Annotated in this window: 20 protein-coding genes; 10 read left to right on the plus strand and 10 right to left on the minus strand. The window is 62.6% G+C overall.

Annotation, left to right across the window (positions count from 1 at the left end; genetic code table 11):
• The first annotated feature begins 62 nt into the window (after nucleotides 1–62).
• The gene (locus tag QRX41_RS00755) at nucleotides 63–995 is read left to right on the plus strand and encodes an ABC transporter ATP-binding protein (protein WP_313838100.1); all 933 of its coding nucleotides are present in this window, start codon (nucleotides 63–65) and stop codon (nucleotides 993–995) included.
• The gene (locus QRX41_RS00760; RefSeq protein WP_313838102.1) at nucleotides 992–1,768 is read left to right on the plus strand and encodes an ABC transporter permease; all 777 of its coding nucleotides are present in this window, start codon (nucleotides 992–994) and stop codon (nucleotides 1,766–1,768) included. The genes QRX41_RS00755 and QRX41_RS00760 overlap by 4 nt, the downstream gene beginning before the upstream one ends.
• On the opposite strand, the gene QRX41_RS00765 is transcribed toward QRX41_RS00760, so the two are convergent.
• From QRX41_RS00765 to QRX41_RS00785, 5 genes are all read right to left on the minus strand, one after another.
• The gene (locus QRX41_RS00765; protein ID WP_313838104.1) at nucleotides 1,765–2,937 is read right to left on the minus strand and encodes a glycosyltransferase; all 1,173 of its coding nucleotides are present in this window, start codon (nucleotides 2,935–2,937) and stop codon (nucleotides 1,765–1,767) included. The genes QRX41_RS00760 and QRX41_RS00765 overlap by 4 nt on opposite strands.
• A 90-nt stretch (nucleotides 2,938–3,027) precedes the next feature.
• Entirely contained in the window at nucleotides 3,028–3,891 is an 864-nt protein-coding gene (locus tag QRX41_RS00770) for a MetQ/NlpA family ABC transporter substrate-binding protein (protein ID WP_313838106.1), read from the minus strand.
• A gap of 33 nt (nucleotides 3,892–3,924) precedes the next feature.
• A complete protein-coding gene (locus tag QRX41_RS00775) occupies nucleotides 3,925–4,806 on the minus strand; it encodes a MetQ/NlpA family ABC transporter substrate-binding protein (protein ID WP_313838108.1) in 882 nt (293 codons plus the stop codon).
• A gap of 25 nt (nucleotides 4,807–4,831) precedes the next feature.
• Entirely contained in the window at nucleotides 4,832–5,512 is a 681-nt protein-coding gene (locus QRX41_RS00780) for a methionine ABC transporter permease (protein ID WP_313838110.1), read from the minus strand.
• Nucleotides 5,509–6,561: a methionine ABC transporter ATP-binding protein gene (locus QRX41_RS00785; RefSeq protein WP_313838112.1), complete on the minus strand. Its 1,053-nt coding sequence runs from the start codon at nucleotides 6,559–6,561 to the stop codon at nucleotides 5,509–5,511. Before QRX41_RS00785 ends, QRX41_RS00780 begins: the two co-directional genes overlap by 4 nt.
• Nucleotides 6,562–6,702: 141 nt before the next feature.
• Between QRX41_RS00785 and purT the strand changes: the two genes are divergently transcribed.
• The 6 genes from purT to purD all read left to right on the plus strand — a co-directional run bounded on the left by purT (nucleotide 6,703) and on the right by purD (nucleotide 16,601).
• Complete coding sequence (purT, locus tag QRX41_RS00790; protein ID WP_045924671.1) at nucleotides 6,703–8,004, plus strand: formate-dependent phosphoribosylglycinamide formyltransferase; 1,302 nt, start codon at nucleotides 6,703–6,705, stop codon at nucleotides 8,002–8,004.
• A 77-nt stretch (nucleotides 8,005–8,081) separates the two neighbouring features.
• Complete coding sequence (gene purC / locus QRX41_RS00795; protein WP_045924672.1) at nucleotides 8,082–8,834, plus strand: phosphoribosylaminoimidazolesuccinocarboxamide synthase; 753 nt, start codon at nucleotides 8,082–8,084, stop codon at nucleotides 8,832–8,834.
• 79 nt (nucleotides 8,835–8,913) lie between these two features.
• Nucleotides 8,914–12,693, plus strand: a complete 3,780-nt coding sequence (locus QRX41_RS00800; protein ID WP_045924673.1) for a phosphoribosylformylglycinamidine synthase — start codon at nucleotides 8,914–8,916, stop codon at nucleotides 12,691–12,693.
• A 17-nt stretch (nucleotides 12,694–12,710) separates the two neighbouring features.
• A complete protein-coding gene (gene purF / locus QRX41_RS00805) occupies nucleotides 12,711–14,216 on the plus strand; it encodes an amidophosphoribosyltransferase (RefSeq protein ID WP_045924674.1) in 1,506 nt (501 codons plus the stop codon).
• A 45-nt stretch (nucleotides 14,217–14,261) separates the two neighbouring features.
• Nucleotides 14,262–15,314 carry a phosphoribosylformylglycinamidine cyclo-ligase gene (gene purM / locus QRX41_RS00810; RefSeq protein WP_045924675.1) on the plus strand — a complete coding sequence of 351 codons (1,053 nt, stop codon included), beginning with the start codon at nucleotides 14,262–14,264 and terminating at the stop codon, nucleotides 15,312–15,314.
• Between the two features lie 15 nt (nucleotides 15,315–15,329).
• Nucleotides 15,330–16,601: a phosphoribosylamine--glycine ligase gene (purD, locus tag QRX41_RS00815; RefSeq protein WP_313838116.1), complete on the plus strand. Its 1,272-nt coding sequence runs from the start codon at nucleotides 15,330–15,332 to the stop codon at nucleotides 16,599–16,601.
• On the opposite strand, the gene QRX41_RS00820 is transcribed toward purD, so the two are convergent.
• Nucleotides 16,598–18,724 (minus strand): sulfatase-like hydrolase/transferase, encoded by a 2,127-nt coding sequence (locus QRX41_RS00820; protein ID WP_313838118.1) that lies wholly within the window; start codon nucleotides 18,722–18,724, stop codon nucleotides 16,598–16,600. The genes purD and QRX41_RS00820 overlap by 4 nt on opposite strands.
• 177 nt (nucleotides 18,725–18,901) lie before the next feature.
• Nucleotides 18,902–19,822, minus strand: a complete 921-nt coding sequence (locus QRX41_RS00825; protein WP_313838120.1) for a metal ABC transporter solute-binding protein, Zn/Mn family — start codon at nucleotides 19,820–19,822, stop codon at nucleotides 18,902–18,904.
• Between the two features lie 220 nt (nucleotides 19,823–20,042).
• On the opposite strand from QRX41_RS00825, the gene QRX41_RS00830 reads away from it, so the two are divergent.
• Both QRX41_RS00830 and QRX41_RS00835 read left to right on the plus strand, forming a co-directional pair.
• On the plus strand, nucleotides 20,043–21,407 hold the full coding sequence (locus QRX41_RS00830; protein ID WP_313838122.1) for an alpha/beta hydrolase: 1,365 nt from the start codon (nucleotides 20,043–20,045) through the stop codon (nucleotides 21,405–21,407).
• Nucleotides 21,408–21,461: 54 nt separating this feature from the next.
• Nucleotides 21,462–24,071, plus strand: a complete 2,610-nt coding sequence (locus QRX41_RS00835; protein ID WP_313838124.1) for a bifunctional lysylphosphatidylglycerol flippase/synthetase MprF — start codon at nucleotides 21,462–21,464, stop codon at nucleotides 24,069–24,071.
• Here the strand turns inward: QRX41_RS00835 and QRX41_RS00840 are convergent.
• The 3 genes from QRX41_RS00840 to purE all read right to left on the minus strand — a co-directional run bounded on the left by QRX41_RS00840 (nucleotide 24,043) and on the right by purE (nucleotide 26,212).
• Nucleotides 24,043–24,486 (minus strand): Fur family transcriptional regulator, encoded by a 444-nt coding sequence (locus QRX41_RS00840; RefSeq protein ID WP_198199983.1) that lies wholly within the window; start codon nucleotides 24,484–24,486, stop codon nucleotides 24,043–24,045. The genes QRX41_RS00835 and QRX41_RS00840 overlap by 29 nt on opposite strands.
• Nucleotides 24,487–24,555: 69 nt before the next feature.
• Entirely contained in the window at nucleotides 24,556–25,722 is a 1,167-nt protein-coding gene (purK, locus tag QRX41_RS00845; RefSeq protein ID WP_313838125.1) for a 5-(carboxyamino)imidazole ribonucleotide synthase, read from the minus strand.
• Nucleotides 25,706–26,212 (minus strand): 5-(carboxyamino)imidazole ribonucleotide mutase, encoded by a 507-nt coding sequence (purE, locus tag QRX41_RS00850; protein WP_313835669.1) that lies wholly within the window; start codon nucleotides 26,210–26,212, stop codon nucleotides 25,706–25,708. Before purE ends, purK begins: the two co-directional genes overlap by 17 nt.
• Between the last annotated feature and the right edge of the window lie 155 nt (nucleotides 26,213–26,367).

Genomic DNA, 26,367 nt, shown 5'->3' on the forward strand with positions numbered 1-26,367 from the left:
GGCCAAGCACTTAAGAAAGGCCTTTTAGATTTTGAAGGTAGCGACACAGAGGAAGGAACCCCATGGACGATACCATTCTGGATATCAGCCATGTCAGCAAACGGTTCGGCCGCTTCCAGGCACTGGACGATGTCAGCCTTTCCATAAACAAGGGCGAGATCTACGGGCTGATCGGCGAGAACGGCGCTGGCAAAACCACCCTGATGCGTCTGATCACCGGACTGTCCCCCATGCAGAGGGGGAGCATAAGGCTGATGGGGCACACAATTGGCAAGAATAGCCGCATCCTGAGCAGGATAGGCTCGATCATCGAGTCTCCGGCCGCCTTTAAAAAGCTGACCGTCATCCAGAACATGAAACTGACAGCCATCCAGCACGGGCTGGCCGACGACAAGGCCATCGTCCAGGCCATCGACTTCGTCGGTCTGGGCGAGAAGGCCAAGACTCGGGCCGGTCACCTCTCTCTGGGCCAGCGTCAGCGCCTGGGGCTGGCCATGGCCATCCTCACCCGACCCGATTTCCTGATTCTGGACGAGCCCATCAACGGCCTGGACCCGGCAGGAATCATGGAATTCAGAACACTTCTGGACACGCTCAACCAGGAGCGCCAGACGACCATCCTCATCTCCAGCCACATTCTGAGCGAACTGTACCTGGTCTCCTCCCGGTTCGGGTTCATCAGCCACGGCCGCCTGATCAAGGAGGTGGGCAAGGATGAACTGGATCGGATCAATCAGAACGGACTGTTGATCGACGTGGACCAGAGCTCCAAGGCCGCCATGATCCTGGATCGCCAGGGAATCGGCCCCTTCCAAGTCCTTGATGACCATCAGATTCTGATCAGACAGGGGAATCTGGAGCCAGGCCCCATCAACAGACTTCTGGTTCAGGAAGGAATCCTGGTCAATCAGATCAGCCAGCAGAAGGGATCGCTGGAGGAATATTTCGCGGATCTGCTCAACAAGGACCCTCAAGAGCCGAGGAGGCAACAATGATCAACCAGATCAGAGCGGACTTTTATAGGCAGCTACGCTCCATCGGCATGCTGATTCTGCTGATTGCCACTGTGGCCCTCGGCATAGTGACCACATGGAGCAAGACGACCATAGGAATCACCACCGGGGGCGAAGAATACGCTCATCAACTGTCGGCAATCGAACGCCAGGGCTGGACAGTCAGAACAGGCCTGCAAGCAGGTGCCGCCTCCGCCTCGTCCCTGGTCTACTTTTACATCGCGGTCTTCGTTATCGTCATTGGTTCGGAATACAGCCAGCACACTTTGAAGAACACGCTGACATCAGGCATCTCACGAATACAGTTCATCCTAGGCAAGTACGTGACCATCCTGATTGACATCATCCTCCTGACCCTGTGCTACTTCATCACCATCCTGATCACCGGTCTGGCTCTAGGAAGGAAGCCGGGGGCCGACTGGGGCGTCTTGGGCAAGGATGTGGCCGTCATGACCCTACTGGTGAGCTTCTGCATTTCCGTCATCATCAGTCTGGGCATTGTCCTCTTGATCATTGCCAAATCCCTGGTAGCCCCAGCGGTGGCGATCGTGATATGGCCCGTGCTGATTGGCCTCGTAGAGTTGACAGCAAAATGGCAGTGGCTGAAATACTTCGACTTCGTCGGGTTCGGTGAACAGATCGTTCTGAACACTCTGAAGGCCAATCAGGCCTGGATCTATGCCGGAGCATCTGTGGGCGTGGTCCTGGTGGCTATCTTCGGGTCGGCTCTGATCATATCCAAGCAGGAAATCTAAGCCAGATTAAACTGCACCTGGTCCGGCTCTTCATCGCTGACGGCCTGCACGGCCATATGGGCAAAGGCCTTGACGGAGGCATCCAGGGAATAATGTTCCTTGGCATGTTCGGCGTAGCGTCCGGACCAGACTGCAAGGGCATCAGGATGGTCTATCCACCAGTCGATTTGCTCAGCCAGCGCCCAGGCCTTGCCGACCGGGAAGAGCGAATGCTGCGTCAGGGCGAAGTGTCCTGCGGCGCTCAGGTCGGATCGTGCAATGATCGGGACTGCGCCACAGGCCATCCCCTCCAGGACGCTGACCGATTCCAGATCCGCGATTGAGGGGTGGATAAGAAGATCGGCCCGCCTGAGCAGATCGGGCATGGTCGAGTTCTGATGGAATCCAACCGAAACCTGCATGCCGGCCAGCTGCCGGGCGGCTTCCGTTCTCAGGCGCCGCTCCATGGGACCTGTACCTGCTATGGTCAAGCGGATCCTGTATTTGTTCCTGCACAAGGCCAGGGCACGGATCAGGGTCAGATGATCCTTTTCCTGAGCCAGCCTGCCAGAGGCCACGACCTGGATCAACCGACCGGATCGCTGCCGCTCATATCGGTCACCAGGGTTGAACCTAGGCTGGTACCCGTTGGATATGACATGCAGGCGGGCCTTGTACCCATGCGAGCGCAGCAGGTCGGCCGTCAGCTGGGTGGGAACGTGGATGTGCACGACATAATCGTAGAGCCAGAACCGAAAGAGCCGGTAGATGACCGAGTCCACCCCGGGCAGCCAGCGCAATGGGCCTGCGGAATAGGTGATGTTCTCAGGCTGAATGTGAAACCCAGCAGTCACCGGTATGCCCATAGACCTGGCCTGTGCCAGGGCGGCACGGCCGAAGGCGAATGGTTCGTAGATATGGACCAGATCCACACCGGCAAAGGCCCTTCGGAAGAGTTCCGGATCGGCATGGGCGAAGCTCATCTGCTGCTTGGCCGCCATACGGGAAACCAGAGGAATTCGATGCACCAGCGCCGGATAGTCTGTCGAGCCCACCCCCACCAGGTGGACCCGGTGCCCCAGCGCCTCCAGGCCCTGGGCGTATTGGATGGCGGAATTGGATGTCCCGTTGCCCCTGTTGCCAAAGGAGTCCAGGACCAGGGCCAGCGTCAGGCGATCATGATCCCTCATCAGCCTTCCCTTCGCTGTTCATCAGTAGCAGCCTTGGGCCGGACCAAGACAGGGCGACGACCCGATTGCACCCACTAATTGCAGTCACTATTAGTAGGAGAAGGCCGGGACGGCTGCCCCACGGTAGTAGCGGTTGATGGCGTCAGCCACATACCGACTGTGGTAGGCGGAGACCAGAGCCTTGTAGGCAGGGTCGTTCTTGTCGGCCTGCCTGGCCACGATGATGTTGACATAGGGGTGATTGGCTGGCGATTTGAGATCGCCAGGCACCTGGTAAATGGCATCCTGGATCTTCATGCCGGCATCCAGGATGAAATTGGTGTTGGTAATGCCGGCCGCATAGTCGGGCAGGACCTTGACGATTCCCGGCGGATCGACCTGGTCCAGGACCAGCCCGCGCGGGTTGTCGACGATGTCTTCAGGAACCGGCGTGGTGGCCTTGGGGTCTCGCAGACCGATCAGCCCGGCACTGGCAAGCACCTTCAGGGACCGGCCCAAGTCAATGGGATCACTGGGAATGGCCAGCCGCTCGCCTCGCCCTATCTGGTCGACGCTCCGGTACTTCTTGGAGTACAGGTTGAGCGGTGAAATGTAGGTGTCACCAATGGCGGCGAACCGGTATCCGTGCTGCTTGGACTCCTGCTCCAGAAAGGCATAATGCTGGAAGGCGTTCAGGTCGATCTCACCGTTGGACAGTGCCTGATTGGCGTAACGCCCATATTGGAAGGACCGAAGCTTGATTGTTATGCCGGCCCGGCGCTGGTCCAGTTCGTGCTGCACAGCCTTCCAGATCTCCTCATCGGCGTCGCCCACCAGACCGATGCTGACCTCCCGCTGGCCACGCTCGGGCTGGTTGATCTTGACATAGGCCACGCCCATCAGGACGGCGACCACCAGGATGACGACCGAAACCGCCGCCAGCTCTCGCTTGGCTCTGGTTCTTCTGGTGCTCATATCCGTCCTCCTTCATCGATGGAACCTATCGCATCAGGAAACCTTGAAAGCCGGCAGGCAGGCGCCCTTGTAGACACGGACGATGGTGTCGGCCACAGGCTTGGAATGATAGGCGCGCACTACTGCGGCGTAGGTGGGGTTGTCCCGCTGATCCTTGGTGGTGACGATGATGTTGATGTAAGGCTTATTGGCCGGGTTTTGCAGATCGTAAGGAACCTCGTGGATGGCATCATGCACGCTGCGCCCTGCATCGACCACGAAGTTGGCATTGGTGACCCCGCCCGCATAGTCGGGCAGCAAGTTGAGGATGCCGGCCGGATCCACCTGCTCGATACTCAGATGCTTGGGATTGTCCACCACATCCTCAGGCAGCGGGTTGGTGGCCTTGGGGTCGCGCAGCCCGATCAGCTTGGCATCGGCCAGGACCTTCAAGGCCCGGCCCATGTTGGTGGCGTTGTTGGGGATGGCCACCCGGTCGCCGTCCTGGAACTGCGATGGCTTGGCATAGCGCTGCGAGTAGAGGTTCATGGGCGAGATGTAGGTATTGCCAAGCACGGCCAGCTGGTAGTGGTTGGTCTTGACATCGTCCTCCAGGTAGGCATAGTGCTGGGCTGCGTTGAAGTCCACCTCGCGGTTGGACGTGGCCTGGTTGACGTAGATGGCATCCTGGAAGGGCTTGAGCTCGATCCTGATGCGTTCGCCACGCCGATCCAGCTCTGCCTGGACGGCCTTCCAGATCTGATCGTCCGAGCTGCCGATGACGCCGACCTTGACGACCTTGACATCGGCACCCACCTGGTTCAGACGGACATCGGTACCGACCACCAACGCCAGCAGGAGGACGATGACCAGGCTGAGCGCCGCCAGCTGGATCTTGGCTTTGTTCTTTTTGCCGACGCGACTACGACCGACCACGATAATCTGACCTTTCCCGGGTTGCTCAGTGTTCGACGACCTCGGCCAGAAGCCGGCCGAACAGTTCGATCAGGGCGATGAAGATGACCAGCACGATGATGGTGGCGATGGTCACGTCATTCATGGACCGCTGGTAGCCCAGACGGATGGCGAAGTCGCCCAGACCTCCGCCGCCCACGATGCCCACGGTGGCGGTCTCACCCACCAGACTGACGATGGTGATGGTGGTCACCCGGATGATGGAGGGGATGCCCTCACGCAGGTAGACATGCCAGATGATCTGCCAGGTGGTCATGCCCATGGACTCCGCCGCCTCGACATACCCGGGATCCAGACCTGCAAGGGCCGACTCGATCTGTCGGGAGAAGAAAGGCGTGATGCCCACGACCAGGGGGAAGATCGCCCCCTTGGGCCCGATGGCCGTGCCCATGAGCATCCTGGTCACCGGCACCAGGGCCGCCGCCAGGATGATGAAGGGGATGGAGCGGAAAAGGTCGATCAGCTTGTCCAGGACGGTGAAGACCAGGCCGTTGTGGCGGATGCCGTCACGTCGGCTGATGATCAGCCCCACCCCGATGACCAGGGCCAGCAGGAAGGAGATCACCCCGGAGACGCCGACCATGACCAGGGTCTGAACCATGCTGCTGAAAAACTCCGGCAGCCGGCTCATGACGTTGGGGAACCAGGCGGTAAGCAGGGACGTCATGACTTGAGAACCTCGATTCCGATGTTGCGCGAGCGCAGGTATTCCATGGACTGGCGGATGTTTTCAGCGTCGCCGCCCACTCTGACCACCAGACCGCCCAGGGGCGCACCCTCCACCACATCGATGTCGCCGAAGATGATGTTGACGTCCAGGTTGTAGCGACGGCTGATGGTGGAGACCAGGGCCTCGGAGACCTCCTTGGAGACATAGGACATGCGCATGAGGATCTGCCCGGGCTCCAGGGCCACCAGGGGCGAATCGGCGGCCATCAGATCCTTGACCTTGTCCAGGTTGGAGGTGGTGGCCACGAAGGATTTGGTCAGCTGGGCCTTGGGGTCTGCAAAGACATCGAAGACCCTGCCCTGCTCCACGATGACGCCCTGGTCGATGACCGCCACCCGGTTGCAGATCTGCCGGATGACCGACATCTCATGGGTGATCATGACCACGGTGATGCCCAGCTGGTCGTGCAGGTCGCGGAGCAGCTGAAGAATGGAGCGCGTGGTGGTTGGATCCAGTGCGCTGGTGGCCTCGTCGCTGAGCAGGATATCCGGTTCGTTGGCCAGGGCTCGGGCGATGGCCACCCGCTGCTGCTGGCCGCCGGAGAGCTCGGCGGGATAGTGGTCGGCCAGCTCGGTCAGCCCTACCAGTTCCAGAAGCTCGGACACCCGGGCCCGTCGAGATCCACGGTCGCGGCCGCTCCCCCGCAGAGGCAGGCCCACATTGTCGGCCACCGTTCTGGAGGGCATCAGGTTGAAATGCTGGAAGATCATGCCGGTGCGACGCCTCAGGTCCCTCAGCTCGGCCGGAGCCAGATCCTTGACCTCGCGGCCGCGGACCTTGACGCTGCCCGAGTCGTAATCCTCCAGCCCGTTGATGCAGCGGACCAGCGTGGACTTGCCCGCCCCGCTCAGACCAATGATGCCAAAAATATCCCCGGTCTCGACGGTCAGATCAATGTCGGCCAGTGCCGTCTTGTCTTCGTCGTCGTCGCTGTGATAGGTCTTGGTCAGGTGCTCCATCCGCACCGCCGGTGTCCGCTCGCTCACGTTCCCGCCTTCCCTGGTCGACTGCCTGACATGGTAATCGTCCCGGCGGCCAGTGGACAAGAAGGCCTCTATAGATGTCGCTTATGGGCATGTATCGATAAACCGCCTGCTTGGTCGATGGGTCGGTGGCAGAATACGGGTATGAGCGCATCCGGTCAGCAGCGGATTATCAACACCATCAATCCCGGGGAGCGGCCGTTCGGCTCTCCTCTGGGGCCAAGACCTACACGAGTCCTTCTCCTAGGAGCCGGCGAACTCGGCCGCGAGATAGCCATCAGCCTGATGCGGCTGGGTGCCTGGGTTGGCGCGGCGGACTCCTACCCTGGCGCACCGGCCACCCAGGTGGCCCATGCGGGCTACCAAGTGAAAATGAGCGATCCCCAGGCTTTGGAGGACCTGATCGACAAGGTCCACCCCGATTTGATCGTGCCTGAAGTGGAGGCCATCGCCACAGACCGCCTGGTCGGTGCCGCGGCCCGGGGCATCCAGGTAGTGCCTGCCGCCCCCCTGGCGGCCATGTGCATGGATCGCAGGGCCCTGCGCGTCTTCGCCCACGAACAGGTAGGCCTGCCCACTACCCCCTACCGATTCGCCGACTCCTACGAAGAGCTGGCCAGCGCGGCGGACCAGGTGGGCTACCCCTGCATGGTCAAACCCCTGATGAGCTCCTCCGGCCACGGACAGACTCTGGTGCGAAGCAGGGAGGGTTTGTCTCAAGCCTGGAATTCGGCACTGACCCAAGGCCGGGCAGCCACCAGGCACCAGGGCAAGGCCGAGGTCATCGTAGAAGCCCTGGCCCCCCTGGCCCATGAGCTGACTGTTCTGACCGTGGCCTCCTGCGCCGGTGTGGCCACCTGCACGCCCATCGGCCAGCGTCAGGAGGACGGGGACTACCGCCTCTCCTGGCAACCGGCGGATCTGAATCCTGACATCCTGCAGCAGGCCCGGAGCATGGCCACCCGGTTGATTGAGGCCATGACCTCCCTGGCCCGCCAGAGCGGCGAGACCGGTTGGGGGATCTACGGTGTGGAGATCTTCGTCCTGCGCGACGGCTCCCTGCTCTTCAACGAGGTGGCGCCGCGCCCCCATGACACCGGCATGGTGACCATGATCTCCCAACGGCTGAGCGAGTTCGACCTTCACGCCCGAGCCATCCTGGGCATTCCCGTCCACCAGGAGGATCTGGCCCTGAGTCTGCCGGAAGGCGCATGCGCGGTCAGCCGGCCCATCCTGGTCAGGGGCCAGGGGCCGGTCAGCTTCCAAGGCTTGCCGCAGGCCCTGGACCACCCAGGCACCGATCTGCGCATCTTCTCCAAGCCGGAAGTGCATGGCCTGCGCCGCATGGGCGTGGCCCTGGCCCTGGGCCCTGACCTGCAGACTGCCACCAAGCGTGCCGAAGCCGTGGTCCACGATCTGAAACCCCGGGTGGGCACGGGGATGTAACCCCGGCTTGCTATGGTGGTCGTGTCCCAAGCAGTGCAGAAGTTTCCAATTCGCAACAAACTCGAGGAAGGCGAACAGTGGAAAAGTTGGGAATGCGCTATCAAGGCAAGGCCAAGAAACTGTACGAGACGGATGACCCGGACATACTCTGGGTTGAGTACACTGACCAGGCCACCGCGGGGAACGGGGCCAAGAAGGCCAATATCGAAGGCAAGGCCAGACTGAACAACAGGATCACCACGGTGATATTCTCCCTGCTGGCCCGCCGGGGGATCCCCAGCCACTTCGTACGCAGCATCTCGGATACCGAACAACTCAACCGCCGGCTGGACATGTTCCCGCTGGAGATCGTCATGCGCAACCGGGCTGCAGGCTCCTTCGCCCAGCGGTACGGGGTTGAGGAAGGCACCGCCTTGAAGCAGCCGGTGCTGGAGTTCTTCTATAAGTCCGATCCCCTGGATGATCCATTTATCAACCGGGACGACATTCTGGCCCTGGGACTGGCCACTGAGCAGGATCTGGACATCATCGCCGCGAAGACCCGGGAAATCAACGGGGCCCTGACCAGCATCTTCCGCGCCATCAACGTGGAGCTGGTGGACTTCAAGATCGAAATGGGCAAGACCGGATCGGGCATCATCCTTCTCGGCGACGAGATCACCCCCGACACCTGCCGGCTCTGGGCGATCGGCAACAATAATGACGGCCAGGTCACCCACTTGGACAAGGACATCTTCCGCAGGGACCTGGGCAGCATCATTCCGGCTTATCAAACCATTCTGGATGGGCTGACCGAATTGGAGGAGCGCGAAAGCCAATCGAACAGCTGAATCGGTCGACCCGGAAGCGAGCATATCGCCTCCGGGTTTTTCATTGGTCCCCAACCAGTCCATCGCGAAAGGATCCATTGTGCTCTTCCGTGTCTATACCGAGAAAAAGCGGGGCTTCGACCAGGCCGCCGACAGGCTTGCCGAACAGCTGCGCACCCTGCCGGGCGTGCAAGGGCTGACCGGCCTGCGCATGTTCAACCGCTACGATCTGGAAGGCATCGACGAAGACCTCTTCAAACGCTGCCTGCCCACGGTCTTCGCCCAGCCCCAGACCGACCTGGTGGCCACCCAATTGGAGCAGGCCCTGCGCATGAAGGGCGACGAGGACCTGCCGCCGCTGGACTCCCCCATGCTCTTCGCCGTGGCCCCCCTGCCCGGCCAGTTCGATCAGCGAGCCGACTCCGCAGCCCAGTGTGTCCAGCTGATCGGCCAGGGCGCCCGCCCCTTGGTGGCCACAGCCACCGTCTACCTGCTCCAGGGCGACCTGGATGCCGAGCAAATAGAGGCCATCCGCAATTACCTGGTCAATCCGGTCGACTCACGGGTGGTAGGGCTGGAGCAGCCCAAGACCCTGGCCATGCCTGACGACGATCCGGATCCAGTGCCCGTATTGGACGGGTTCCGCGATCTGGATGATCCTGGACTGGAAGCATTGATCGACAAGCTGGACCTGGCCATGGATCTGCCGGATGCCCGCTTCTGCCGGGATCACTACCGCCAGGAAAGGCGCGACCCGACCCTGACCGAGCTCAAGGTGATCGACACCTATTGGTCGGACCACTGCCGGCACACCACCTTCAACACCAGGCTGGAACGGATCGAGGCGGACAACCCCCGAGTACGGACCACGCTGGAACAGTATCGGGCAATCCGAGGAGAGCTGGGCCGTCAGGACCGACCTGAATGCCTGATGGACATGGCCACCATCGGAGCCAAGTACCTGCAGAAGCGCGGCATCCTGAACGACGTGGACCAGTCCGAGGAGGTCAACGCCTGCACTATCCGGACCAAGGTCGACGTGGACGGCCAGGATCAAGACTGGCTCTTCCTGTTCAAAAACGAGACCCATAACCATCCCACCGAGATCGAGCCCTTCGGTGGTGCAGCCACCTGCATCGGCGGAGCCATCCGTGATCCCCTGTCCGGAAGGGGCTACGTCTACCAGGCCATGAGGGTCAGCGGGGCAGCAGATCCCCGTCAACCGCTGGATCAGACCCTGCCCGGCAAGCTGCCCCAGAGCCGGATCGTCCGTCAGGCAGCCGATGGCTACTCCTCCTATGGCAACCAAATCGGGCTGGCCACCGGGCAGGTTCGGGAAATCTACCACCCAGGCTATGCGGCCAAGCGGATGGAGGTGGGCGCTGTGGTAGCTGCCACACCGGCCGACCATGTGATCCGCCGGCGGCCTGCACCCGGCGATCTGATCATCCTGGTGGGCGGCAGGACCGGCCGCGACGGAATCGGCGGCGCCACCGGAGCTTCCAAGTCCCAGAATGAAGAAAGTCTGGAACGTTGCGGAGCCGAGGTGCAGAAGGGCGATGCCCCTGAGGAGCGCAAGCTCCAGCGCCTCTTCCGCCGTCAGGAGGCGGCCAGGCTGATTGAGCGCTGCAATGACTTCGGAGCCGGCGGCGTTGCCGTGGCTGTGGGCGAACTGGCGGACGGGCTGAACGTGGACCTGGACCGGGTGCCGCTCAAGTACCAGGGGCTGGACGGTACCGAAATCGCCATTTCCGAGAGCCAGGAGCGCATGGCCGTGGCCCTGGCTGCCGAAGACGCGCCCGCCTTCATCGAGTACGCCCAGCAGGAGGACCTCGAGGCCACCGTCATCGCCGAGGTCACCGAAGAACCCCGGCTGCGGATGACCTGGCGATCAGAGACCATCGTGGACATCCCCCGATCCTTCCTGGCTTCCAACGGCGCCCCTCATAAGGCCGACGCCCAGGTGGCGGTCCCTGCTCCCTACCATGCCCCCTTCGAGGTCCAAGGCAACCTGGACGCGCGCATGAAGGCCCTGCTTACAGATATCAACGTCTGCTCCCAGCAGGGTCTGGCCGAACAGTTCGACTCTACCATCGGCGCAGGCACTGTCCTCATGCCCTTCGGCGGAGCCCGACAACTGACACCGGCCCAAGCCATGGTGGCCAAGCTGCCCGTGGATGGGCACACTGCCACCGCCTCGGCCATGGCCTGGGGATTCAACCCCTGGATCAGCAGCCAGGACCCGTACACCGGCGCCTACCTGGCCGTGGTCGAGAGCCTGGCCAAGCTGGTGGCCTCTGGCTTCAGCCGTTCCCATGCCCACCTGAGCCTGCAGGAGTACTACCCCAAGCCCGGCGGCGACCCCCGGCGATGGGGCCTGCCAGTGGCCGGCGTCCTTGGCGCCCTCCAGGCCCAACTGGACCTGACGGTGGGGGCCATAGGCGGCAAGGACTCCATGTCCGGCAGCTTCGAGGACCTGGATGTGCCGCCCACACTGATCAGCTTTGCTGTGGCCCTGGGGCAGGCCAAGGATGCAGTCTCCCCCGAATTCAAGGAGGCTGACCGTCAGGTCTATCTCTTGGCGCCCGAATACCAAGAGGACGGTTTGCTGCCCGATCCGGAGAGCCTGCGGACCGTCATGGACCAGGTGGAATCGATGATCAGCCAGGGCCTGGTGGATGCTGCAGCCACTCCGGGCTACGGATGCATGGCACAGTCCCTGATGGAAATGTGCATAGGCAACAGGATCGGGCTGGATCTGGCATCAGACACTGCTATATCTGCGCTCTTCCGCCCCGCCTATGGAAGCTTCATCCTGGAGACCTCGGGTCCGGAGCCCCTGTTCATTCAGAATTCCGGCCTGCATTTGCGCCTCCTTGGACACACTCGCGAGGATTATCGTCTGCGCTGCGGCGGCGAGGATCTGGACCTGGCTGAGCTTGAGGAAATCCGTGCCAGGGGATTGGAAGGCATCTTCCCGTACCGGGGCCAAGGCGACCAGGTGCCGACCATCGGCCGCACCGACCGTGAGCCCGGCAGGCCAGCGGCGCGCAGAACCAGGGGGACTGCAAAGACCGCACGCCCCAGGGTGGTCATGCCCGTCTTCCCCGGCACCAACTGCGAGTTCGACTCTGCACGGGCCTTCCAGGACGCTGGAGCCCAGGTGGATACCGTGGTCATCCGCAACCTGAATGCCGAGGACGTGACCGAAAGCTCCAGCCGCCTGGCCCGGGCCATCCGCAGCAGCCAGATACTGATGCTGCCTGGAGGCTTCTCCGGCGGCGATGAGCCAGACGGTTCGGCCAAACTGGTGGCATCCTTCCTGCGTTCCAACCAGGTAGCCGATGCCCTCCAGGAGCTTTTGCAGGACCGGGACGGGCTGGTTCTGGGCGTTTGCAACGGCTTCCAGGCGCTGATCAAGCTGGGCCTGGTTCCCTATGGCAAAATCGTCACCGGCTCGCCCGAGGATCCCACCCTGGCCGTCAACACCATCGGTCGCCATCAGAGCCGTCTGGTCCACACCCGGATCAGCTCCACACGCTCCCCCTGGCTGAGCGCCTGCCGGGTGGGCGACATCCACACCATGCCCATCAGCCACGGGGAAGGACGGTTCGTGGCCGAGCCCGGCCTCCTGCGCACCCTGATCGACCGAGGACAGGTGGCAGCCCAGTATGTAGATGAGCAGGGCCGTCCCTCCATGGATCCGCTGGTCAACCCCAATGGATCCGACATGGCCGTCGAGGCCATCACCAGCCCGGACGGCCGGGTGCTGGGCAAGATGGGCCACACGGAGCGCAGCGGCCCCGACCTGTATCTCAACGTGCCCGGAAACCGCACGCAGCCGCTCTTCCAGTCGGGAGTGGACTACTTTGCCGCCTAGGGGAAAGGACATAGACCATGTCGTTGGAGCTTGAAGGCATCCACGAGGAGTGCGGGATCTTCGGCGTCTGGGGGCACCCCGACGCTGCCCGGCTGACCTACTTCGGCCTGCATGCCCTGCAGCACCGCGGCCAGGAGGGCGCCGGCATCGTTTCCAACGACCAAGGGCACCTGATAGGACGGCGGGGCCTGGGCCTGCTGACTCAGGTCTTCCCGGACGAGTCCAGCCTGGCACCGCTGACCGGTGACCGGGCCATCGGCCACGTTCGTTACGCCACAACCGGCTCGGGGTCCATCGAGAACATCCAGCCCTTCGTCTTCCGCTTCCATGACGGGGACATAGCCCTGGCTCACAACGGCAACCTGACCAACTGCAACAGCCTCAAGGCGCAGCTGGAGGATCAGGGGGCCATCTTCCACTCCAACTCCGACACCGAGGTGCTCATGCACCTGATTCGGCGCAGCCCTGAAAAGGACTTCATGGCGGCGCTCAAACAGGCCTTGCGCCAGGTCCATGGCGGCTTCGCCTACCTGCTCATGACCGAAGATGCCATGATCGGAGCCATGGACCCCAACGGCTTCCGTCCCCTTTCCCTGGGCCAGCTGCCAGGAGGGGCCTATGTCCTGGCCTCGGAGACCTGCGCATTGGACCTGGTCGGCGCCAGGCTGGTGCGGGACATCGGTCCCGGCGAAATCGTCCGGGTGGACGACTCGGGCTACAGCATCGAGAGCTATACCGATCAGACCTGCCTGTCCATCTGCTCCATGGAGTTCATCTACTTCGCCAGGCCCGACTCCAATATTTATGGGGTCAACGTCCATTCGGCCCGCAAGAGAATGGGCGCGAGGCTGGCCCGTGAGGCCCCGGTGGACGCCGACATGGTCATCGGGGTGCCCAACTCCTCCCTGTCCGCCGCTTCAGGCTATGCCGAGGCGGCCGGGCTGCCCAACGAGATGGGGCTGATCAAGAACCAGTATGTGGCCCGCACTTTCATCCAGCCCAGCCAGGCCATGCGCGAGCAGGGCGTCAGAATGAAACTGGCCGCTGTGCGCGGCGTTGTAGCCGGCAAACGAGTGGTGGTCATCGACGATTCCATCGTCAGAGGCACCACCTCGCGCAGAATCGTCCGCCTGCTCCGGGAGGCTGGGGCCAGCGAGGTGCACATGCGCATCGCCTCCCCTCCCCTGCGCTACCCCTGCTACTACGGCATCGACATCCAACGGACCTCCGAACTGATTGCCGCCAAGAAGTCCGTGGAGCAGATCAGAGAAGCCATCGAGGCCGATTCCCTGGCCTACCTGAGTCTTGACGGTCTGGTGGATTCCATCGGCCTGGGTCGTGATGCACCCTACCAGGGACTCTGCGTGGCCTACTTCAACGGAGACTACCCAACGCGGCTTGACGACTACGAGCAGGGCTTCCTGGCCTCGCTGACCCCAGAGGACCGGGCCCGGCTGGAAGCCTCCAAGGGATCCTACGGGCTTGACATGCCTGCGGGGTCGGGGCAGAAGACAGACCAATGAGCACTAGCGAAGAGCAGAACAGACAGGGCAGAGAAAGGGGCATCCATGCCGAAGGCATATGAGCAGGCTGGGGTATCGGTGGAGGCCGGATACGAACTGATCGACAGGATCCGCTCCCACACGGCCAGAACGCGCAGGCCTGGGGCCGGCGACATCGGCGGCTTCGGCGGCGACTTCGATCTGTCTGCGCTCAATTACCGCCACCCAGTCCTGGTCTCGGGCACTGACGGCGTGGGCACCAAGCTGATGGTGGCCCGGGAAGCCGGCCGCCATGACACCATCGGCCAGGACTGCGTGGCCATGTGCGTCAATGACATCATCGCCCAGGGGGCCGAGCCGCTGATCTTCCTGGACTACATCGCCTGCGGACACAATGACCCGGCTCTGCTGGAGCAAGTGGTCAAGGGCGTGGCCGACGGCTGCGTCCAGGCCGGGGCCGCCCTGGTAGGCGGCGAGACCGCTGAGATGCCCGACATGTACCAGCCCGACGAGTACGATCTGGCCGGATTCACCGTGGGTGTGGTCGAGCGTGAGTCCCTGGTGGACGGTTCGGCCATCAGAGAAGGCGACCAGCTGATCGGCCTGCCCTCCTCGGGCGTCCATTCCAATGGCTTCTCGCTGATCCGACAGGTCCTGCTGGACCAGGGGGGCATGAAGCTGGAGGATCGGCCCTACCAGCTTGGCGGACGGACCCTGGGAGAGGAACTCTTGACCCCCACCCGCATCTATGTCAAGGCCCTGCGCCCGCTCTTCGCCTCCGGCCTGCTCAGGGGCGCAGCACACATCACCGGCGGCGGCTTCGTGGAGAAGGTGCCGCGGATTCTTCCCGAGGGACTGGCCGCCAGCTTCGACCTGAATGCCTGGAAGGTGCCGCCTATCTTCACCATGATCGAAGAGATGGGCAAGGTCGACCATCTGGAGATGTACAACATCTTCAACATGGGTATTGGGATGGTTCTGGTCGTTTCCCCTGATCAACTGGACCAGGCCCGCGCAGTCCTGGATGAGGAGCAGGAGCCCTACGCCCTGATCGGACGGGTGACGAGTGCTCAAAACGGCCAGCAGGTCATCCTCAATGAAAACGGTCGTCAGCAATAGCGAGAGGAGCCCATCATGGCGGACAAGGTACTGGTCATAGGATCGGGAGCCAGGGAGCACGTCATCGCCACCACCCTGCTGTCTGGGCCAGGAGTGGATCATGTCTGGTGCGCCCCGGGCAACCCCGGCATGGAGCCTGACGACATCAGCCTGCTGCAATTGGATTCCTCGGAACCTGCAAAGCTGATCGCTGCAATACGCGAGCTGAGGATCGACTGGGTCTTCGTCGGACCCGAGGCCCCTTTGACGGCTGGATTGGTCGACGACCTGCAGGCTGCCGGAATCCCCGCCTTTGGTCCTACCAAGGCTGCGGCCCGCATCGAGGGATCCAAGGGCTTTGCCAAGGACCTGATGCGCAGGCATGGAATTCCGACCGCCGACTATGCGGTCTTCCATGACCTCGAGACAGCCAAGTCCTATGTGCGCTCGCACGGCGCACCCGTAGTCATCAAGGCTGACGGGCTGGCTGCAGGCAAGGGCGTGACGGTCGCCGCCGACCTTGACCAGGCCATGCAGGCCCTTGATGCCATCTTCATCGATCATAAGTTCGGGCAGGCCGGAGCTCGGGTGGTCATCGAGGATCGGCTGGCGGGTCAGGAGTGCTCGCTCATGTGCTTCGTCCGGGGCGAGCAGTTCTGGCCCATGCCCCTGTCCCAGGACCACAAGCCCGCCTATGACGGGGATCGGGGTCCCAACACTGGCGGCATGGGGGCCTACTCCCCTCTGCCGCAGTTCGGCCCGGAACTGACCCAAAAGGCCTTGAATACCATCGTCGCGCCCGCCGTCCGTGCCCTGGCGCAAGAAGGCAGTCCCTTCACCGGAGTTCTGTACACAGGGCTCATGGTCACTGACAAGGGTCCTGAAGTCATCGAATTCAATGCGCGACTGGGCGACCCGGAGACCGAGGTGGTGCTGCCTGCGCTGACCAGCGACTTGGGCACGGCCATCCGCACGCTGATGGAGGGCGGAGAGCCGCAGTTCACCTGGGACGAATCCCACAGCCGCCTGGGTGTCATCCTGGCAGCCCAGGGCTATCCCGGCAATCCCAAGACCGGGGTGCCCGTGCCGCTGATCGCCCCGGAGCAGGACCTCAGAGCCTACTACGCCGGAGTGTCCGGCTCGGTTTCCACTGGCTTGACGTCCTCCTCGGGAAGGACCGCCCTGGTCGTGGCCCAAGGCGACGACCTGGCCCAGGCCGCCCGGCGAGTCTATGACCGGCTGGACGGATTGTCGATGCCCGGACTCTTCTATCGACACGACATCGGCCACCGCGGACTGGAAGCCTAGTTGGCCGAACTGGTCGAGCTCTCCCGGTCCTTGTCCCGGTTCTGCTCTTCCTGGCGGACTTGCTCCTTGGCCTGCTCTTTGGCCTGGCGCTTCTTTTCAGCCTTCTGTCGGGCAGCATCGGAGCGGCGGGTGGGCGTGGCAGTGAAGCCCGTCCCCTGCAGGTAGTGCTTGCCTGCCATGATGTCGTACTGGATCAGCTTGTAGTCATTCAGGAGCTGCCGGGTGGCCCTGTCGAAATCTCGGGCATCCATGGGCTGACCCTGGGCATTCAGATAGTTGGTCTGCCCTGCTGGAATCCTGTTCCAGTCCTGGATTTGGTTGGCCACCGGAGGCTCAATGGCACTGATTTTTTCGTGGAGCTGGGTCAGGAAGGCCGTGAAGGGCGAGACCTTGGCGTCCATGTGCTCGGCCGCCTGGGCCTGGAAAAAGTTAGGCGAGGAATAAGCGCTATTGCTGACCTGTGCTCCAGAAGAATCCGAAGCCTTGTTCGACCAGATGAAGTAGTCGGTCAGATGCAGGGCCAGGGAGTTGCGCTCGTCCCAGCTTGCCGTGCCGTAGATGCCAGGCAGGTGATCCCCGTAGAAGACCACGGTGACCGGCTTGCTCTGGGAGTCAAGGCTGTTCAGGAAATCGGCGGTAGCCTGATCGCTCAGGCTGACCCCCTTGGCGTAGGTGCGTATGGATTGCATCTCATCGTCGCCCAGGGGTCTGTTGGGGTCGGATGAACTGACCGAGAAGCCGTTGTTGTCATACCAGTCGTTGTAGGGCATGTGATTCTGCATGGTGATGACCTCGACGAACTGGTTGCCCCTGTCGTCGCCCATCTGCTCCAAGGCGGAGTCGTAGGCGGAGCGATCCCCCACATACTGGCTGCGGTCGATGCGGTCCTGGTGGGCTATCTGGTCAGGACCAGTCAGCGAATAAAAGTGCGAGAAGCCGAACTTCTTGTAGTTCTCGGCCCTGGAATACATGGAGGACTCGTAGGGGTGGAAGGCCAGGGACCTGGATGGCGTCCCCCAGGCCTGATTGACCGTGAGTATCCAGTTCAGGTGAGGGATGACCTGCTGATAGGGGGAGGTCAGCGAGGGATCGAAGTTGGCCATGGACAGGCCGGTCATGGCCTGGAACTCCAGATTGGCCGTTCCCCCGCCATAGCCGGAGGAGAGCATGAGCCCGCTGGTGGTCCCCCCCTTGATGGATCTGATATGAGGCATGGGATCCTGGTTGAGCGCGACGCCCGGCACCCGTGTGGGATCCGAGAACGACTCAGAGAGGATATAGACCAGGCTCGACTCATTCATATAGGACTTGCGGTCATGGTTGATGCGGTCCGCCGAAAGCTGGTAGCGATGGGCCAGAGACTGCATGGTGGCACGACAGTATCCTGCGGGCTGGTCCATGACCTTGGGCCGCAGCTGCCGGGAGAATGACACGAAGACCCCGTTGCGCTGGGCGTCATAGACCGAGTCCCACATGGAGGGTTTGTCGCCCATGAACTGCGAGAAACGATAGGCGGGACTGCCGTAGGTGCCCACAGTAGACATGAACACCGCCACCACCAGAACCGGAACAAGAACACCTGCTGTACGGAGTCCCGCACCCAAAGGCTTGTTGCCAGTGGCCACCGGACGGCCGCGACGGGCATCCATCCGCGTCACCACCCAGCAAAGCACGCCGAGGACGATCAGGGCCACGACGCCTAGCCCGATCATGATCAGGGACCGGGCCGGCAGGAAGGAGACCAGGTTGGCCGCATCAGCATGGAGGAAATCCAGGTCCGAGGGCAGGACGGCCTCATACCGTGCACGCACCTTGAAGCGTTCGATAACCGCTATGACCGCGCAGATGGCCAGGATCAGCCCTGATGCCGCCCAGAAGCGGTTGGTCAGGTAGGTCAGGGCCAGGTAGACCAGGCCCACAGCCAGCATGTTGAGCACCAGGACGAACCGACGCTGGGTCCACATGGCCGAGATGAAGCCCCAGAATCCGATCAGCGGGTTGGACAGCTCGACACGGGAGCTGTTCAGGGAGACCCCCCACTGCAGGATGCCCACTGACAGGAAGTCAATCAGGATGAAGGCAAGCAGGTAGACCCACCCGCGTACCTGAAGACGTCCGGTCATGTTCTGCATCCAGGATCTCCACCGGCCGGGCTGATGCTTACGATCGTTCACCGCATACTCCTGACTTTGGCGATTGGGCCCGCTGGGCCTTTACCGATACCTGTGCCATTGTTCCCATCAAGGACGACAAGCCCCACGAAAACATCCCTTGGCGAACATCAAGCGCAAATGGACTCATCAGGCCTTGGCGCCCGGCACCTGCTGAACCAAGGCGCTGATCCAATCCTCCAGGTTCCGGTACTTATCGGGGCGCTGCTCGCTGACCTCGAACACCGGCACATGGGCCTTGCGAGCCTCAGCAGCCAGCTCCTTGGAGGTTCGATTGACTTCTTGGGTGTTGAGGACCAGCATGTCCAAGCGTCCGGATGCCAGCAAATGACGGAAGGCCACAAGGTCCTCAGGCGAGGGCTCGCTCTCGTTGGCGGCCGCCCGCAGGTACCCCTCTGGGGTCAGATCCTCCATGCCCAGATCATGGCAAAGGTAGTAGGCAGCCGATTCCGTGGCCGCGTAGTGCCGTCCCTGGGTGTGCTTGCGCGCATCGGCAATAAGATCGTCCAGCCGGGCCTGCCGACCCTGCCAGTCCTGGTAGGCCTTGTCGAAGCCAGCCGCTCGGTCTGGACGCAACTGCCTGTAGGCCTCATGCACGGCCTTGGCAGCTGCTCTCCTGCCCTGGGAGGAAAACCAGAGATGGGGGTTGTCGCCGGTCTTGCGCCCTGATGCCTTGGATACGTCCACCAGCCTGGCCTGCCCGGTTTCCGCGGCCTTGGCAGCCCAGTCGTCGATGCCGGCCCCGTTGACGATGACCAGATCTGCACGACTGATCCGGGCGATGTCCGCCGTCGTCGGCTCATAGTCGTGGGCATCAGTCGAGGTGTTGCTCAGAATGGTGTCCACCCGGGCCTGGTCGCCGCCCAGGTCCACGGCCAGGGACTGCCATTGGTTGATGCTGGCCACCACCTGCAGAGGGGCGGATCCTGTGGGCGACGAGGATGATTCGCTCTTTCCGCAACCTGTCAGACAGGTCAGCAGGGTCAGTCCGGCCAGGAGGGCGGCGACCAAGGTACGGGTCCGGCGGAGGCGTGGGCTGCTGGCATGCATGAATGGGTGGTTCCTTCCTGGCGACGGCACGGGACGGACCTGTCGCCAGGCTCGCCGACCGTTACTGAGATTGATTATCAATAAATCTACCATAGACGAACCCATGACCGGAATCTGAAGATGCGGTCCTGGCGAGAATGAATGACTGCTCAAATGGCAGCCGTGCGACCGGACACTCCCTATACTGAACTGCGGATGTATTTTGGTTGGAAGGAATGGCATGGGTGCATGGCTGGCAAAGGTCCATCTGACCCAGGGGTGGCTGCCTGCGTCAATATTTTCGCTGACGGCCCTGGCCCTGATCGTGCTGGCGCTGACCGGACTGACGCATGGACGCTGGCGGACCCTGCTGCGCCAAGCGGCCATTGCCCTAGGCATAGGAGGCCTAGGGCTGTTGGCCACCTGGCTGGTCTCCGACGTCTTCATGCTCTTCGGCGTCTCCCTGGGCTGGATGGTCATCATCAGCGTGGCCTTGGGATTCCTGGCAGCGGGGTTTGCCGTCTGCATCCTGATCACTGCCCGGGGCTGGCGCCGCGTCCTTGCCGCCCTGACTGTCCTGCTCTGCCTGCTTTCCACCGGGCTTCGAGTGGATATCATCTACGGGGAGTTCACCACTCTGGGGTCCCTGTTCAGCGTCTCCCTCTACCCCGACTACAAAGACCATAAGACAGCCAGACCGGCCATGAGCGTGGCACAATGGCGATCCTTGGCCTCACGGGGCGAACTGCCCTCGCATCCCAGCGTCGGCCGCTCCTACAGCATGCGCATCCCCAACAGCCGCTCCCGATTCGCAGCACGGCCAGCTGATATCTACCTGCCGCCTGCCGCCTTGAGCGACAAACCGCCCGCGCTGCCTGTGTTCGTGCTTCTGGCCGGCCAGCCCGGAAGCCCCGACCGGCTCTTCACCGCCGGAGCCATTCCGGCCATGATGGATGCCTACGCCGCCCAGCACGACGGCCTGGCACCAGTGGTGGTCTCCCCCGACCAGAACGGTGCATCCTCTCACAACAGCCTGTGCGTGGACTCCCCCGTCTACGGGAAGGCCGAAACCTACCTGAGCAGTGACGTCCCCGCCTGGATCCGCGCTGAACTGCCCGTCGCCAGCCAGCCCCGGCAATGGGCCATCGGCGGATTCTCCCAGGGCGGGACCTGCTCCACCCAGCTTGGGGCACGGCATCCAGACGTCTATGGAAGCATGCTACCGGCTGATGGGGAGCTGGAACCGACCCAGGGTCGGCAGGAACAGATGATCCGCGACTACTTCGGCGGCGACCGAAAGCGCTTCCTGGCCCAGGTTCCTGCCAGGGCCATGCTGGAGCGGGCGCCATCCCGCCAGCTTCTGTTCACCGCAGCCGGATCCAACGATAAAGAGTCCCAGCACAATATGATGGTCATCGCCAAGGCCGCCAACCAGGCGGGCATGAAGGTGCGGGCCGTCATCACCCAGGGATCGGGCCATGACTGGCATACAGTCAAGACGGCTTGGAAACCCGGGCTGGAGTGGGTGGGCGAATCCATGGGACTAGGACCCATGTCTCGACCAGTTGAAGATTTCCCGAACATTATCGAAACACACCTCGGCTGAACCGCTGACAGATCAGAGCGTCCAAACCGATAAGCAGAAAGAGCCGCCGCAATCATGGAGACAACAAATAAAGGATCCGGGCTGATGGAGCCTTCGGCCAAGACCGTGCTTCTGCGGGACCTGACCAGATGGGTCAGACGTCACGCTCTTGCACTGGCTTTCAGCCTTGCGCTGGTCCTGCTCAACCTGATCACCTGGCTGCTGATCTGGCTGCTGCGCATCCCCGGCAGGACACGGCTGGGCATGCCGCTGTCCGACCTGATCATTCACCAGGTTCCTCATCCGGTCCACGGCCAGGGTCGCCCCTCGCTTCTGGTCCAGTTCGCACGGCTGCTGGTATCCTTGGTCATCACCCCTGGCCCCCTGCAACTGATCATAGATGTGGCCCTGGTGCTGGTCATGCTGTGCATCGCCGAGACCCGACTGGGCCGCAGACGCACCGTCCTTGCGGCGGTCATCAGCGCCATAGGCGGCGCGGCTGTCGGGCTGATCATCTGCACACTGATCAATGCCCTCCAGGATCACTGGGCCTGGTTCATTCGAGTGCCCATGACGCTCAGCCCCATCATCCTGGTGGTCGGATCCCTGATGGCCTCCATCCCCTTCAGCGACTTCCTTTGGCGACGCAGGATCGCCACAATAGGCTACACGGCCTTGATACTGATGGTGCTGTATACCGGCAACCCCGGCTACTATTGCGCCCTGGCTGCAGCGCTGATCGGCCACTTGACCGGCCACCTCTGGCACGGACCGGTCCAGGACGCCAATCCGCATGGCCACAGCGGCTCCTATGAGACCCGCCACCTGCTGGGGGCCATTTCCACGGTTCTGGCTCTCGGCCCCCTGGTCACCGTCTCCTCCAGGATCCGCGCAGGATTCTTCACCCCGTTGGGCATGTTCCTGGGTTCGGACCCTGGCGGCAGCGCTGCCCTGTCCCGCTGCCTGGCCGAGAACAACCAGGCCAGCTGCTACGCCCAGTACGGTCTGGTCGCCGGCCGAGCACCCACCGGCGTCTCGTCCCTGATCATGCCCACCCTGGTACTGCTGGTGGTGGCCTGGGGCATCTATCATGGCCGCCGGGTTGCCGCTGTCACCGGTCTGGTCCTCAACACCCTGACCATCATCCTGGCCATACTCTATTTCCTGGTCTTCCCCCTGACCATCGGAGACGGCCTGCCACGGGTCATCCACCACGGCGCCCTGCCCTCCCTGCTGATCATCACCCTGCCGCCGCTGATTCTCAACTGGTTCCTGGCACGCAACCTGCGCATCTTCCTGGTACGGACCAAGGCCTCGCGCTTGCAGGTGGGCTGGGCAGCCATCGTCCTGGCCTTCCTGGCCACAGCCATGGGCTATCTGGCCTTCACTGCCGCAAGCCCCGGGTCCTTCCACCCCTGGCCCACCACCGGCAGGGCCCTCTCCCAGCTGCCCGAACTCTACCTGCCCAATGGTGTGGCCTCGCGCTTCCGCCCAGCCCTGGTCCCACGCACGCCCACCGGGATGATCGTCAGCCATGGGGTGGGGCTGATCTTCTGGCTGGCGGTCCTGGTGGTTCTGCTCTCCTGGATGCGCAGCTCGGTCATCCAGAACGGCAGCGAGCGCCAGGAGGCCGATCGTCTGGTCGAGTATGGGGGCGAGAGCATGTCCTTCATGACCACCTGGGAGGGCAACAGCTACTGGTTCTCTCCCAACGGCCGCTCGGCCATCGCCTACCGGCTTTTGCACGGCATAGCCCTGACCACCACTGGACCATTCGGCGACCCTGACGAATATGCGGATGATCTGGACGGATTCGCACGCTTCTGCAGTGCCCACTCCTGGTCACCGGTCTTCTACAGCGTCCACAAGCCCCAACGCGATCTGCTCGCCTCCCGCGGCTGGTCCACCCTGACAGTTGGCTCGGAGATGGTGGTCACCCCCAGTCTTTGGCAGACCAAGGGCAAGAAGTGGCAGGACATTCGCACAGCCATCAACAAGGCCAAGCGCGACAAGATCACGGACGTGCTGACCACATTCAACGATGCCTCCTGGGATGTCCAATCGCAGATCGTGGATATTTCCGAGCAGTGGGCCGAACTCAAGGCCCTGCCCGAGATGAAGTTCACCCTGGGCGGCCTGGATGAGCTGAGGGACCCGCGCATGGCCATCCTCTACGCCGTGGACGACCAGGGCAAGGTGCTGGCCGTGACCAGCTGGATGCCCACCTACCGCCAGGGCCAGGTAATTGGATGGACCCTGGACTTCATGCGGCACAGGACCGACAGTCCCAACGGGATCATGGAGTTCCTGATAGCACGGATGGCCGAACGGCTGCGCGACCAGGGGACGGCGGAATTCATGAGCCTATCGGCCGCTCCCCTGGCCGGCATGGACAGCAGCGAAGACGATGACGATGGTCAGGGCGAAGATCGGACCGCCTTCCTGCAGCATGCTCTTCACCTGGTGGCCGACCTGATGGAGCCGGCCTATGGCTTCCGCTCGCTCTTCTTCTTTAAGAAGAAGTTCCAGCCCAGCGAGCACCCGGTCTATATCTGCTATCCCGACCCGGCTCAGCTGGCTCAGATCGGACTGGCTGTAGTCCAGGCCTACCTGCCCAATCTCAAGGCTTCTCAGGCCTGGGATGCCATCAAGACCATCATGCCCAAGGGCCGGGAGGATCACTGACGTCTGCCTGACCGGAGCGGTCTCGACAGCTGCTGCACAGGCCGTAGACCTCCAAGGTGTGCGAGGAGACCGTAAAGCCATGTTCAGACGCCACGGCCTTCAGCCAGCCATCGTCCGGCGGGCTGATCTCCACGGTCCTGCCGCAGCGTTCACAGACCAGATGATGGTGGTGCCTACGCTGGGCCAAGCAGACCCGGTAGAGGCGGATGCCTCCGTGCTCAATGCAGTCCAGGCTGCCGGACATGTGCAGGGAAGCCAGCTGCCGATAGACCGTGGCCAGGCCGATTCGCTGGCCCGAATCGCCAAGGAGCCTGTGCAGCTCCTTGGCTGAAACAAAGTCATTCTGGGCCTGAAGAACCTTCCAGATGGCGTTCTTCTGCCGCGTCCGGCGGCCGACGGATGAGCCAGCGTTCATGATGAGACACACTCCTTGGGCTCCACCAAGCCTACATCCGGATTGCCGGGACAGATGTGAGGATTCGGTTCAGTCCAGGTCGGACCAGCAGCCTGTGGTCTCCAGATCCCGGGCAGTACGCTCAGGATCATCGGTCAGCACCGTCAGATGCCCCATCTTGCGGTCGGTGCGCACTTCGGCCTTGCCGTAATCATGCAGGAACCATTCGGGGTGCTCATCAAGCAGCCTCCTGACCGGGGCCACATGCTGTCCCAGAACGTTGACCATGACCGCCGGGCTGAGCAGGCGCGGCTTAGGCAGTGGCCAACCGGCGATGCCTCGGACGTGGGCATCGAACTGGTCCATGGAGCAGGCCTCGATGGTGTAATGACCAGAGTTATGGGGGCGCGGGGCCAACTCGTTGACCACCAGACCGCCGTCGGGCATGACAAAGAGCTCAAGGGCCAAAGTCCCGGCCAGCTTGAAGCCGTCAGCCAGAGTCAGGGCCATGTCACGCGCCCGGTCAGCCATCCCGGGATCGACCTTTGCCGGTGCCAGAGTCATGTGCAGGATGTTGTGACGATGCTCGTTGCGGACCATGGGGAAGGTCACGTAATCCTTCCCGTTGCCTGAGACCAAAATGGAGGCCTCAAAGGCGAAGTCCACAAACCCCTCCAGCACGGAGGGCGGGAAGTCACGGCCCTTCATCCGCGCCTGCAGGGCCTGCAGATCCTCCTTGGTGCGCAGGACCGCTTGGCCATGGCCGTCATACCCACCAGTGCGAGTCTTGAGCACAGCGGGCATGCCCAGCTCTTTCAGGGCCGCGTCCAGCTGATCAAGACTGTCAACCTGCCTCCAAGGGGCGGTATCGATGCCATGGCGGTTGATAAAGGTCTTCTCGTGGACCCGGTCCTGGGTGACCCTGAGCAGGTCGGTCCCCTGGGGGATGGCCACACGGTCCCTCACCTGGTCCAGTGCGTCGGCATCCACGTTCTCGAATTCGTAGGTGAGCACATCGCTGCGGTCGGCAAGCCGCTTGAGGGCCTCGAGGTCGCCATAGTCGGCCGTCTCCTGAAAATCGGCCACCTGGGCCGCGGGAGCATCGGGCGTGGGATCCAGCACACCGATGCGGAATCCGTGGTAACGGGCACTCAGAGCCATCATCCGTCCCAGCTGGCCGCCGCCCACGATCCCGATGACGGATCCCGGCTCCAGGTGATCGATTCTTCCCTTGGTCTCCTCAGACAAGCTTGGCATTGGAAGCCTCCACGGATCGGGCCAGCCCGGCACGGTAGTCATCCAGGGCCTGAGCCAGCCTCGGATCATTGATGGAGAGAATCGAAGCCGCCAGCAGGCCGGCGTTGGTAGCCCCGGACGCCCCAATAGCCGTAGTCGCCACAGGAATGCCGGCAGGCATCTGCACGATGGACAGGAGTGAATCAACCCCGCTCAATGCATGGGACTTCACTGGCACTCCGATGACCGGCAGCGTGGTCTGGGCCGCCACCATCCCAGGCAGATGGGCTGCTCCTCCGGCCCCGGCGATGATGACCCCTATGCCCTGGCTCCGGGCCTGATGCGCGAACTCCGCCATGCGCCCTGGTGTGCGATGGGCGGAGATGACCTCCTTGGTGTAGACGATAGCGAACCGGTCCAGCATCCGACAGGCTTCCTTCATCGTCTCCCAGTCGCTCGATGATCCCATGATCACTGCGACGCGTGCCCCTTCATGTGTATTGTCAGCCATCGGCCCTCCAATGTTCATGCACATCCGATACTACGCAAGGCCGGGGAGAATCCGGCCAATCGTGACGGTCCTATGGATGTAAGGGCCGGGCCTGGTGAACATCAGGCCTTCAACGGCTCCAAACCACTGCCTCAGATTTAGAATCAATGGATTGC

Origin of the sequence: Bifidobacterium kimbladii (assembly GCF_032193675.1) — a bacterium.
Lineage (GTDB): Bacteria > Actinomycetota > Actinomycetes > Actinomycetales > Bifidobacteriaceae > Bombiscardovia > Bombiscardovia kimbladii.

Bases quoted from the DNA above. Each gene is read 5' to 3' on its own strand.
- QRX41_RS00755 (WP_313838100.1), top strand. From the start codon at position 63: ATGGACGATACCATTCTGGATATCAGCCATGTCAGCAAACGGTTCGGC.
- QRX41_RS00760 (WP_313838102.1), top strand. From the start codon at position 992: ATGATCAACCAGATCAGAGCGGACTTTTATAGGCAGCTACGCTCCATC.
- QRX41_RS00765 (WP_313838104.1), bottom strand. From the start codon at position 2,937: ATGAGGGATCATGATCGCCTGACGCTGGCCCTGGTCCTGGACTCCTTT.
- QRX41_RS00770 (WP_313838106.1), bottom strand. From the start codon at position 3,891: ATGAGCACCAGAAGAACCAGAGCCAAGCGAGAGCTGGCGGCGGTTTCG.
- QRX41_RS00780 (WP_313838110.1), bottom strand. From the start codon at position 5,512: ATGACGTCCCTGCTTACCGCCTGGTTCCCCAACGTCATGAGCCGGCTG.
- purT (WP_045924671.1), top strand. From the start codon at position 6,703: ATGAGCGCATCCGGTCAGCAGCGGATTATCAACACCATCAATCCCGGG.
- purF (WP_045924674.1), top strand. From the start codon at position 12,711: ATGTCGTTGGAGCTTGAAGGCATCCACGAGGAGTGCGGGATCTTCGGC.
- purM (WP_045924675.1), top strand. From the start codon at position 14,262: ATGCCGAAGGCATATGAGCAGGCTGGGGTATCGGTGGAGGCCGGATAC.
- purD (WP_313838116.1), top strand. From the start codon at position 15,330: ATGGCGGACAAGGTACTGGTCATAGGATCGGGAGCCAGGGAGCACGTC.
- QRX41_RS00820 (WP_313838118.1), bottom strand. From the start codon at position 18,724: ATGACCGGACGTCTTCAGGTACGCGGGTGGGTCTACCTGCTTGCCTTC.
- QRX41_RS00825 (WP_313838120.1), bottom strand. From the start codon at position 19,822: ATGCATGCCAGCAGCCCACGCCTCCGCCGGACCCGTACCTTGGTCGCC.
- QRX41_RS00830 (WP_313838122.1), top strand. From the start codon at position 20,043: ATGGGTGCATGGCTGGCAAAGGTCCATCTGACCCAGGGGTGGCTGCCT.
- QRX41_RS00835 (WP_313838124.1), top strand. From the start codon at position 21,462: ATGGAGACAACAAATAAAGGATCCGGGCTGATGGAGCCTTCGGCCAAG.
- QRX41_RS00840 (WP_198199983.1), bottom strand. From the start codon at position 24,486: ATGAACGCTGGCTCATCCGTCGGCCGCCGGACGCGGCAGAAGAACGCC.
- purK (WP_313838125.1), bottom strand. From the start codon at position 25,722: ATGCCAAGCTTGTCTGAGGAGACCAAGGGAAGAATCGATCACCTGGAG.
- purE (WP_313835669.1), bottom strand. From the start codon at position 26,212: ATGGCTGACAATACACATGAAGGGGCACGCGTCGCAGTGATCATGGGA.